The sequence below is a fragment of the Bradyrhizobium canariense genome, assembly GCF_019402665.1.
GTDB classification, from domain to species: Bacteria; Pseudomonadota; Alphaproteobacteria; order Rhizobiales; family Xanthobacteraceae; genus Bradyrhizobium; species Bradyrhizobium canariense.
The window spans coordinates 20,965-32,196 of the sequence record NZ_VSST01000051.1 but is presented as its reverse complement, the minus strand read 5'-3'; the positions used below and the strand labels follow the sequence as shown (position 1 = coordinate 32,196).

Here is an 11,232-nt window from a genome sequence, read left to right as displayed (position 1 = left end):
AGGCTCGTCGCGCCCTGCGAATCGATCACGACCGGCGTGAGCTGGCTGATAAGCGTGGCGCTTGACAGCGTACCGTCGGCAAACTGGAAACTCTCCACGCTGGTGACGGTATCAGTGCCGTCGGGCGAGCCGGAGCGCCGATCGGCCAGTGTGAATGTCTGGCTCGCGAAATTATACCCTATTAGGTAGTCCGCCCGGTTGCCCGAATACACCGCCGTATCGGTGCCCGATCCGCCGGTGAGGGTGTCGTTGCCGCCGCCGCCGGTCAGCGTATCGTTGCCGGAACCGCCGTTCAGTGCGTTGGCGATGGCATTGCCGATGATCGTGTCGTTGCCGGAGCCGCCGATGGCGTTGTCGATGTAGGAACGCGCGTCGTTGTTGTAGAGATAGGCATTGTAGACGTTGCCCGACGCGTAATGGCCGCTGCCGAGATTGGCGAGTTGAACCGACGAGAACACGGACGACGCACCTGGATTGAGGTTGATGCTCAAGTTCGTCGTGTAGTTCGACAGGTCGTAGGTATCGACGCCGCCACCGTCCCAGATCGTCTCGTAGATGCGATTGGCCGAGCCACCGACACCGCCATTGTCGGCCGGCTGGCCAGCGCCGTTGATGAACTCCTGCCCGGTGGTCGGGCTCCACGTATAGACGGTGGTCCCGCCCTGGGTGGTGTAGTTCGCGCCGTACATCGTCTGCAGCGCGAGAATATCGTTGGCCATATAGGTCTGCGGATACCCAAAGGCTTCGTTGGTGTAGCCGGTCGTCGTCGAAGCACCGACATAGCTGCGATAGCTCATGACGGTGTATTCGCTGTCGTCATGCGCGCTCGGCACCGCGACATTGGCGGGGCCGCCGGCTTCCTGACTGTGCTTCAGGCCAAGGGCGTGTCCGAGCTCGTGCAACGCAGTCGTGAAATAGTAGTTGCCGAGCGCCGCCTGCGAATAATTGTAGGCAGTTCCGAACCACACGTCGCCGCCGGACGCGTAATTGCCGGGGTAATAGGCGTAGGATGTCGGATTGGCGGCCGGCGACTGCGCGACCATGATGTCGGCGCCGTTCGTCCCGGCGTACTGGATGTTGGCGTTGGTGTAGCCGAGGATCAGTCCGATCGCGTAATTGATCGCCGTCTGCATCTGACTCGGCGCCGAGGCAAAACCCGACGTCGTCGGCTCACTGCTGCCGCCGCTGTAGGGACTGGCGTAGTCGCTTGCAGCGTCCGGAAAGCTGTAGGTGATCGTGCCGGACCATTTGTAGCCCGACAGCAGGCCGTCGATTTCGGCGTTGTTGGTTGCACTGACGTTGACGGCGGTGGCCAAGGGAATCTCCGAAGCAGCTAACCCCGTTCGATTCGGGGCGCGACAGGTGATTCTAGCTTGAGAGTTAAACGTTTGGTTTAATTTTGGCGAGCCGGTCCGGACTCCTTCCATAACGCCGTGTTAGCCATCAAATCCCGTATTCATACGGGCCAGGACAAGGATGCCGGTTCCGGCTGGTTGCCGTGTTGCGAGTGAAATCATGAAACGACGTTCCCTCTCGGCCGGTCTGTTCGGCGCCCTGATGGCGCTGGCCGGGCCGGGCCATCTGCCTTTCGGAGGACTGCCTGTCATGGTCGGAAAAGCCAATGCGGATGAGAGTGGCAAGGAAGGCGGCACAGCGGGGCGTGCCCCCTCCGTTCCATTGGCCCGCGACCCCTCCGCTGCGGTCGCGGAGGAGTACGAATCGGCCCGTCGCTTGGGAACGCGGGAGGCGTTCGAGCTGTTCATTGCGCGCCACGGTGATGACCCGCTGGCCGAGCGGGCACGCGCCGAGCTGAAACAGCTGGCGCGCTGATCCTTCGCGGGCGCCCCTCAGGCATTGCATTCGACAGGCGGCATCGGCGCGGCCCTGACCTGCCGCGTGATGTCTTGCTGCACGGTCTTTCGGCACTATGGTAGGCCCGCAATCAGTCCCGGAGCCCATCAAGATGCCCTTTCCGCATGCCTCGGAAGCCCTGTCACGCTTCACCGTGCTCGATCTGACCCGCGTCCGGTCCGGGCCCACCTGCGTGCGGCAGCTCGCGGACTGGGGCGCCAACGTGATCAAGATCGACGCGCTCACCGAGGATGCCGGCGGCGAGCAGCCGGGCGGACCGCGGCGGGGCTCCGACTTCCAGAACTTGCATCGCAACAAGCGGGCGATGACGCTGAACCTCAAGGACGAGCGCGGGCTCGCCGTGTTCAAGCGCCTCGCCGCCAAGGCCGACGTTGTCGTGGAGAATTTCCGCCCGGACGTGAAGAAGAAGCTCGGAATCGATTATGAGGGCCTCGCCAGGATCAATCCGCGCATCGTCTACGGCAGTATCTCCGGCTTCGGCCAGGACGGGCCCTACCACAAGCGTCCGGGCTTCGATCAGATCGCGCAAGGCATGGGCGGGTTGATGTCGATCACCGGCGCGCCGGGCGAAGGGCCGATGCGGGTCGGCATTCCGGTCGCCGACCTCACCGCCGGTCTATTCTGCGCCATGGGCATCCTCACCGCACTGCTGGAGCGCGAGGTCTCGGGCAAGGGCCAGTGGGTGCAGACCTCGCTGCTGCAGGCCCAGATCTTCATGCTCGACTTCCAGGCCGCACGCTGGCTGATGGAGAAGGAAGTGGCAAAGCAGGCCGGCAACAACCACCCGACCAGCATTCCGACCGGCGTGTTCAAGACCTTGGACGGCTACATCAACATCGCCACTACGGGCGGCCGGATCTGGGAGCGCTGCGCGCAGGCGATCGGCGCGCCGGAACTCTACAGCCATCCCGACTATCTGACCGCGCCGGCCCGCTCCAAGAATCGCGACGCGCTCAATGCCGAGATCGAGAAGCGTACCTTGACGAAGTCCAGCGAGACCTGGGTCCGTGAACTCAACGAGGCCGGCGTGCCCTGCGGGCCGATCTACGCCATCGACCAGATGTTCGAAGACGAGCAGGTCAAGCATCTCGGCATCGCGCAGGAGGTGCCGAATGACGAGGGTCGCGACATCCGTCTAGTCGGCCAGCCCGTGACGCTGTCGCGCACGCCGAGCAGGATGGTGGCGCGGCCGCCGGAATTCGGCGAGCAGACCGACGAGGTTCTCACCGAGTTCGGTTTTTCTCGAGAAGAAATCGTCGCTCTCAAGGCCGCGAGGGTTGTGTGAGCTTCATGCAAGGCCGAGAGGGATGGCAGACTGAATGGGTCGGTCCGGCGACCTGCGGGCTATCGTGGAGCTTTTTCGCCCGAAGCCCCTAGATCAGCTGAAGAAGGGCGCACCACCGGCTCTCGGGCGGGCGGTGGCTCATTGAGGTCGCGAGCCCACGGGGCGCTGGTCCGAACTGCCCTGTCTGAGGAAGTCTGCTGGGAGCTCACGCATGACGAAACAAAAAGGCTGACCAAGACCGCCAAAGCATGAGCCGCGAATTTCTTCTCGTTCTTAGTCATGGGAAACTACCCGTGCGTTCGTGGAGACTCCTCCTGCGATGTTTTTATCCTATATAAGCTGCGCGCCGAGCGAAAGCGTTGGGTGGGGCGACCTAAGCCGGTCCGCTTTCAAAGCTACGGTGAGGAATTGGCATGTCGACTTCTCATTTTCCTATGGCCATGTGGCCTGTCTGACGTGCCGCTCTGTTTACGCTCGTTCAATTCGGCCCGCCGTGGCTCGCAAGCCGGAGAATTCCACTCTATCACTTGCGGCGAAGTATTTGCGCAATGGAGAACACAATAGTGTGCCTACTTATCTTTGTCTGAAGCTCCCGCCGTACCGGAGCACTGGTTTCGTCCGACCGCGGTATTGGCACATTAAATCTGGCGGAAATCATTGCCGAAAGCCTAGAGCGAACAACTGACTACGATTTCTGTTCTCGGCTCGAAGCAGTCAGATTAGAGGGTGTAGGCCGATCTCACACTGGCGAATGATCTTGCAGCGCGGGAACTCTCGCGTTCAGAATTGAAAATTAAGGCCATCTGCTGACTGAAGATTTACTCAATTGGAGCGACGCGGGCGTGGCGTCCGCGTCAATCCGACACGGGCGAGCAAACCGTCGATCACAGGCCAAAACAGGAGCACGATCGCCAACGTCGTGATCGAGCCGACCAGTCCGTTCGACCAGAACACCTTGAGATCGCCGCCGGCGCCGATCATCGACAGACGGAAGGCGTCCTCGGCGCGGTTGCCGAGCACGAGCGCCAGCGTGAACGGCGCGAGCGGAATGCCGATCTTCTTGAAGACGTAGCCAACGACGCCGAAGCCGAGCATCAGCCAGATGTCGAACATCGCGTTCTGGATCGCGTAGGCGCCGATCGCGCATGACACCACGATCATCGGCGCCACCGCGGCGAACGGCACGCGCAGGATCGAGGCGAAGATCGGCACCGTCGTCAGCACCAGCACGAGGCCGACGACATTGCCGAGATACATCGAGGCGATCAGGCCCCAGACGAAGTCTTTGTGCTCGACGAACAGCAACGGTCCCGGATTGAGCCCCCACACCATCAACCCGCCGAGCAGGATCGCGGCGGTTCCGGAGCCGGGAATGCCGAGCGCCAGCATCGGCAGCAGCGCCGCGGTGCCGGAGGCATGCGCCGCCGTCTCCGGCGCGAACACGCCCTCGATGCGGCCCTTGCCGAAGCTCTCGGGATCCTTGGAGAAACGCTTGGCCAGATTGTAGCCCATGAAAGAGGCTGCGATCGCGCCGCCCGGGGTAATGCCAAGCCAGCAGCCGATGAAGGAGGAGCGCAGCAGCGTCACCCAGTATTTCGGCAGGTCCTTCCAAACGCTCAGCACGACGCGCAGCGAAATGCTTGCGGCGTGTCCGCGCAACGCGAGGCGCTCCTCCATTGTCAGCAGGATCTCGCTGATGCCGAACAGGCCGATGACGGCGACGAGGAAGTTGATGCCGCGCAATAGCTCGGACGAGCCGAAGGTCATTCGCAGATTGCCTGACACCGTGTCCATGCCGATGCCGGCGAGCAACAGCCCCAGCGACATCGAGATGACGGTCTTGTGCTTGGCCTCGCGCCCCAGCCCGACGAAGGAGCAGAAGGTCAGCAGATACACTGCGAAGAACTCGGGCGGGCCGAACTTCAACGCAAAGGACGAGATCATCGGGGCGAGGAAGGTGATCAGGAGCACCGCGACCAGCGAGCCGATGAATGACGACGTGAACGCCGCGGTCAGCGCCTCCGCCGCCCTGCCCTGCTGCGCCATCGGATAGCCGTCGAAGGTGGTCGCGACCGACCAGGCTTCGCCGGGGATATTGAACAGGATCGAGGTGATCGCGCCGCCGAACAGCGCGCCCCAGTAGATGCAGGACAGCATCACGATCGCCGAGGTCGGATCCATCGTGAAGGTGAGCGGTAGCAGGATCGCAACGCCGTTGGGCCCGCCGAGCCCGGGCAAGACGCCGACGAAGATGCCGAGCACCAGCCCGACCATCATCAGCGCGAGCGTCTTCCACGTCAGCAGGACGGCGAAGCCGTGTAGCAAGAGACCGAAAGCTTCCATCGCGGGTCTGCCTAGTAGCCGAAGGCCGCTTCGAGCGGCCCTTTCGGCATGATGACGTCGAAGGCGATGTCGAAGGTAACGAACATGATCGCCGTGAAGACGACAGCGGTGAGCAGCGACTTCCACAGCGCAATCTTGCCGACGAGGCGCATGAAGCCCGCGATCAGCAGGAAGCTCGCGACATAGAGGCCGAGAAACTGCGTCGCCAGGCAGAACAGCAGCGTCGGCACGAACACCGCCATCACGCGGCGGGCCTGCGCCCGCGTGACGAAGGTTTCGGGTGCCGCGCCGTGCGCGACCAGCGCCTTGACCAAACCGTAGAGACTGCCGCCACCGAGAACGACGGAGAGATAGAACGGGAAATAGCCGGGCTCCGGCCCGGTCGAATCCCAGGAGGCGCCGGTGCGCCAATTATCGTAGCCGAGCGTGGCGGCCAGCGCGAGCAACAGGAGACAGACGAATATCTCGATCGTGCCGGAGGAGACGAGCGAGGGCGAGTCGTCTTCGGGCGCGGTCGGATCGTCGACGACGATTTCAAGATCGGTTTGGGGCATGAGCTGACAACGACCGCTGCGGCTGATCCTCTCGCCCCGCTTGCGGGGAGAGGGTTAGGGTTGAGGGGGAGTATCGGCGGGGACGGTGAGAGTTGGACCCGTGGAAAGTCCCCCTCACCCGGACCGCATCTTCGATGCAATCCGACCTCTCCCCGCAAGCGGGGCGAGGTGAAGCAATCACTTCGCGACGAATCCAGCTTCCGTCATCAGCGCCTTGTTGACTGCATCGTCCTCCTCGAGGAATTGCACCATGTCCTTGCCGGTCAGGAAGATCGGCTTCAGTGCCTGCTTTTCCATGTAGTCCTTGTATTCCGCGGTCTGCGTCACCTTGTGGAACAGCTCGACATAGAACGCCTGCTGTTCCGCGGTGACCTTGCCGGGCAGGAACATCGCGCGCAGCATCAGATACTGCACATCGACACCCTCCTCCTTGCAGGTGGGGATGTCAGCCCAGGACTGCGTCTCCGTCACTTTGCTGGTGTAGGAGATTCGCTCCTTGTCGAACACGCAGAGCGGACGCACCTGGCCCGCGCGCCAGACCTCGAGATTTTCGGATGGATTGTTGACGTTGGATTCGGTGTGGTTGCCGACGAGTTGGGTCGCGGCCTCGCCGCCGGACTTGTAGGGCAAATAGGAGAATTTCGCGCCAGTCTTCTGCTCGAGGAACACGGTCAGCACGTGATCCTCGCGCTTCGAGCCGGTGCCGCCCATCTTGAACGGCGCGCTCGCCGCCTTCGCCGCGGCGACGAACTCCTTCACCGTCTTGGGACCCGCGCTGTTGTCCCACAGCACGAATTGGTCGAGCGCGATCACCGAAACCGGGGTCAGCTCACGCCAGTTGAACGGGATCTTTGCCGACAGCGGCAACATGTAGATCAGCGAATAGGCGATCAGCACTTTGTTGGGGTCGCCCTCGCTGGATTTCATGTACATCAGCGCTTCGGCGCCGGAAGCTCCGCCCTTGAGCGAGACCACGATCGGCTGCTTCATCAGATTGTTCTTCTGGATGGCGGCTTGCATCATCCGCGCCATCTGGTCGGAGGCGCCGCCCGCGCCTGCCGCCACCACGATCTCGACCGGTTTGGTCGGCTCCCACCCAGCCAAGGCCGGCGCGCTCAACGATAGCACTGCTGCGACGCCAACAGCTTTCATTAGGATTCGCACGAGTTTCGTCCCCTGGATTGTTGGCTTTGTTTGCCAGGAATTTATCGATGCATTGTGCGGACTAATGCGGGCGAGTTCAAGCACACAGGCATCCGCTGTCACTGACTTTCGACTGATGAAGCCAAGCCGGAGATTCGCTACTTGCCCTTCCAGTTCAGCGTGCGCTAGTTGAGGAAGGCGTCCATTCCCTCGCGGAAATCTTCGCTTATATGGACTTTGAGGATCAGGTCCTCGCCATCCTCGCGCGCGACCGCGGGCAGCGGATATGGCGCACCGCTTCACCGGCAGCTTCCCCCGCGTGAGCGCATGGGGAGCGACATGGATATGTTGCCTATTGGCCACGATGGCTGAAAATGCAAAGCGGAACAGGCCAGAACCCGGCGCGAATGGATAGCCGTTCATTGCAGGCTGTTGCGGCGCCATGAGATCATGTCACAGGGTATCGGGCATCAGTACGTGCCCGGGTTGCATGCTCGCGATAATTCATTGCTGATTTGAGAAGATTAGATGGCCGAACCGATGGCAGGCGGGCGGATCGGATACGGGCTGCGATCCGTCGTGCGCCACTCCTTGGCGACCCTGTTGGCGACCACTGCGCTCGGCGTCGTCGCCGCGCATGCCGTCGACGGCACCTGGGCCGGCGGCACCAGCGACTGGACGAATGGCGCGAACTGGTCAACCAGCCCGGTCGTGCCGGACGGGACCGCAACGTTCACCAACACCGGAAGCACAGCGGTCGACAACAATAACGGTGTCGTCGTCATTGGCACCGTCCAGTTCACGAGCATCGCCCAGGCCTACTCCATCACGATCGGCAAGCCGTTCACCGTCAACGCGGCAGGCATTGTCAACAATTCCGGGACGACGCAGAATTTCGAAGTCACCTCCGGCAACAATCTGGTGTTCCAGAACGGCAGCACCGCGCGCGGCGGTGTCGGGGCGGGAGCCGTCATCATCACGAACGACGCCGGCGGCCAGATCGATTTCTTCACCAGCGCTTCGGCCGGCAGCGCCACGATCAACAACCTCGCTTCGGCGACGCTGAACTTCCACAACACCACGACCGCCGCCACTTCGACCATCGCCAACGACGGAACGGTGAACTTCGACGGCTCCAGCACGGGCGGCAGCGCGCGTTTCGTTAACAATGCCGGAGGCACGGTCGATATTTCCGGCCTGACCAGCGGCGGGATGACCGCGGGCTCGATCGAAGGCGCCGGCAATTACGTGCTCGGCGCCAAGACCCTCACCACAGGCAGCCTCAACACCTCGACCCAGGTCGACGGCGTGATCTCCGGCACCGGCGGCGGACTGACCAAGGTCGGCACCGGCACGCTGACGCTGACCGGCCTCAACAGCTACACCGGCGCGACGACGATCTCGGCAGGGACGCTTGCGATCTCCGGCTTCGGCAGCATCGCGAGCTCCAGCGTCGTCACGGTGAACGCGACGTTCGATATCTCGGCAATAACCCCGTCATCCGCCGCGATCACGACGCTCGCCGGCGGCTCGAGCGGCGTCGTCAACATGGGCGGCAACGGGCTGTTCATCACCAACGGCTCGACCGAGTTCGCGGGCGTGATCCAGGGCACCGGTGGATTCGACGTCGCTGGCGGAACGCAGACCCTCTCCGGTGTGAACACTTACGCCAATGCCACGCAGATCGATGCCGGCGCGACGTTGGCGCTGAAAGGCAGCGGATCGATCGCGAACTCGGCGAGCGTGACCTTCACGCCAGGCGCAGGCGGCACGTTCGACATCTCGCAAATAACCTCCGGCACGTCGGTGAACGCTCTGTTCTCGTTGACCGCTGGCGGCATCGTCGCACTTGGATCGAAGACACTGACGATCACCAGTGGCAGCTTCTTCGGCGGCGTCATTCAGGATGGCGGCATTGCGGGCGGCACCGGTGGCAACGTCGTGATCGCCAATGCCGCGACCCAGCAGCTCTACGGCACCAACACCTATACCGGCACCACGACCGTCGCGAGCGGCGGCGAGCTCGATCTCATCAATTTCGGCGGCAGCGACGGCAGCATCGCGGCCTCGAGCAATGTTATCGCCAACGGCTTCTTCGACATCTCGGCCCTGAGCGCCGGCACCTCGATCAAGTCGCTGGCGGGTTCAGGTAACGTCAACATCGGCGCCAACACGCTGACGATCACCAACGGCATCGGCAATTTTGCGGGCGTCATCGACGACGGCGGCGCTGGTGGTGGCTTGACGCTGACCGGCGGCACGCAGACGCTGTCCGGCGCCAACACCTATACCGGCGCCACCACCATCAGCGGCGGCAAACTCATCGTGGACGGCTCGATCCTGAGCCCGATCGCTGTCAATGCCGGCGGCACACTCGCCGGCGGCGGTACGCTGCCCGGCCAGGGCCTCGTCGGCAATGTCACCGTCAATGGTGGCACGCTCGCGCCCGGCAGCAGCACGAATTCGTTCGCGCCACTCACGATCAACGGCCCCCTCAGCTTCACGGCGGCCTCGACCTATCTCGTGCAGGTCTCCTCCGGCAATGCCAGCCTCGCCAATGTCAACGGCGCGGCCACGCTCGGCAACGCGACGGTGAGCGCGATGTTCGGCTCGGGCACGATCAAGAAGCAGTACACGATCCTGTCGGCGACCGGCGGTTTCGGCGGCACCCCCTTCAACCCAGCCGTCCTCTCCAACATACCGACGATCAACGCGTCGCTGAGCTACGGCACCAACAATGTGTTCCTCAACATCGACGTCAACTTCGCGCCGAGCGGGGGCGGCCTCACCGTCAACCAGCAAAACGTTGCAAACACGCTGACCGGCTTCTTCAACTCGACCGGCGGCATTCCGGCAGCCTTCGCTGCGCTGACGCCGGCCGGACTGACCACGGCCTCGGGCGAACTCGGCACCGGCATTATCCAGTCCGCGATCAATGCCGACGGGCAGTTCCTCAATCTGATGCTCGACCCGACGGTCATCGGCCGCTCGGGCGGTTTCGCCAAGGCGGGCAGCGTGGCGCAATTCGCCGAGAGCGACGATGCGACCGCCTATGCGTCCATGCGCCCGGCCAACGCGCGCGAGCGCGAGGCTTATGCGATGGCGACCAAGGCGCCGCTACTTGCCTCGCAGCCGGCCAGCCGCTGGAGCCTCTGGACTGCCGGCTATGGCGGTTCGGCACAAGTCGGCGGCAATGCGCCAATCGGCTCGCAAGACCTGACCGCGCGGGTCTGGGGCGGCGCGGCCGGCGCCGACTACAGGGTTTCGGTGGACACGCTGGTGGGCTTTGCGCTCGGCGGCGGTGGACTGAGCTACTCGCTCGCCAATGCGATGGGTTCGGGCTCGGCAGACCTGTTCCAGGCCGGCGTCTACGGCCGGCATAATTTCGGACCGGCATATATCTCCGCGGCGCTCGCCTATGGCTGGCACGACGTCACCACCAACCGCGCCGTGGCGCCCGGCGGCTTCGACCAGCTGCAGGGCCGCTTCAAGGCCGACACCTTCTCGGCCCGCTTCGAAGGCGGCTACCGCTTCGCGACGCCGATGATCGGCCTCACCCCCTATGCGGCGGCGCAGGTGACGAACGTCAACCTGCCCAACTACTCCGAAGTCAGCCTCAATGGTGGCGGACTGTTCGCGTTGAACTATGCCTCGCAATCGCTGACCGACACCCGCTCCGAGCTCGGCCTGCGCACCGACAAATCGTACGCGATGCAGAACGGCGTGCTGACGCTGCGCGGTCGCGCCGCCTGGGCGCACGACTACAATCCGGGCCGCGCCGTCACCGCGCTGTTCCAGACCCTGCCGGGCACCAGCTTCATCGTGAACGGCGCCCGGGTCGACGCCGACTCCGCGCTCGTCAGCGCCAGCGCCGAGATGAAATGGCTGAGCGGCTTCTCGATCGCCGGCACCTTCGACGGCGAGTTCTCGGGCAACGTCACCAGCTATTCCGGCAAGGGCGTGTTCAAATATGCTTGGTGAGCCGACGTCGTGAGTTGACGAGGCCGCCCTACTTCCCGCCTGCCATTGGCCGGA

At 63.4% G+C, this 11,232-nt stretch carries 7 protein-coding genes; 3 read left to right on the top strand and 4 right to left on the bottom strand.

Translation table 11 applies throughout. The features are described 5' to 3' along the window. Positions 1-1,316: M10 family metallopeptidase (locus FXB41_RS26910; protein ID WP_219683889.1), on the bottom strand; the 1,316-nt coding region annotated here is incomplete at its 3' end. 199 nt (positions 1,317-1,515) lie between these two features. Between FXB41_RS26910 and FXB41_RS26905 the strand changes: the two genes are divergently transcribed. Next, positions 1,516-1,830: a hypothetical protein gene (locus FXB41_RS26905; protein ID WP_219683888.1), complete on the top strand. Its 315-nt coding sequence runs from the start codon at positions 1,516-1,518 to the stop codon at positions 1,828-1,830. Between the two features lie 133 nt (positions 1,831-1,963). Then, positions 1,964-3,157 carry a CaiB/BaiF CoA transferase family protein gene (locus FXB41_RS26900; RefSeq protein ID WP_219683887.1) on the top strand — a complete coding sequence of 398 codons (1,194 nt, stop codon included), beginning with the start codon at positions 1,964-1,966 and terminating at the stop codon, positions 3,155-3,157. Between the two features lie 822 nt (positions 3,158-3,979). On the opposite strand, the gene FXB41_RS26895 is transcribed toward FXB41_RS26900, so the two are convergent. The 3 genes from FXB41_RS26895 to FXB41_RS26885 form a co-directional block, all read right to left on the bottom strand. Continuing rightward, positions 3,980-5,500 (bottom strand): tripartite tricarboxylate transporter permease, encoded by a 1,521-nt coding sequence (locus FXB41_RS26895; RefSeq protein ID WP_219683886.1) that lies wholly within the window; start codon positions 5,498-5,500, stop codon positions 3,980-3,982. Between the two features lie 11 nt (positions 5,501-5,511). Then, positions 5,512-6,054: a tripartite tricarboxylate transporter TctB family protein gene (locus FXB41_RS26890; protein ID WP_219683885.1), complete on the bottom strand. Its 543-nt coding sequence runs from the start codon at positions 6,052-6,054 to the stop codon at positions 5,512-5,514. A gap of 177 nt (positions 6,055-6,231) precedes the next feature. Then, entirely contained in the window at positions 6,232-7,206 is a 975-nt protein-coding gene (locus FXB41_RS26885; protein WP_219683884.1) for a Bug family tripartite tricarboxylate transporter substrate binding protein, read from the bottom strand. A gap of 519 nt (positions 7,207-7,725) precedes the next feature. On the opposite strand from FXB41_RS26885, the gene FXB41_RS26880 reads away from it, so the two are divergent. Then, on the top strand, positions 7,726-11,178 hold the full coding sequence (locus tag FXB41_RS26880; protein WP_246649224.1) for an autotransporter outer membrane beta-barrel domain-containing protein: 3,453 nt from the start codon (positions 7,726-7,728) through the stop codon (positions 11,176-11,178). The last annotated feature ends 54 nt before the right edge of the window (positions 11,179-11,232 follow it).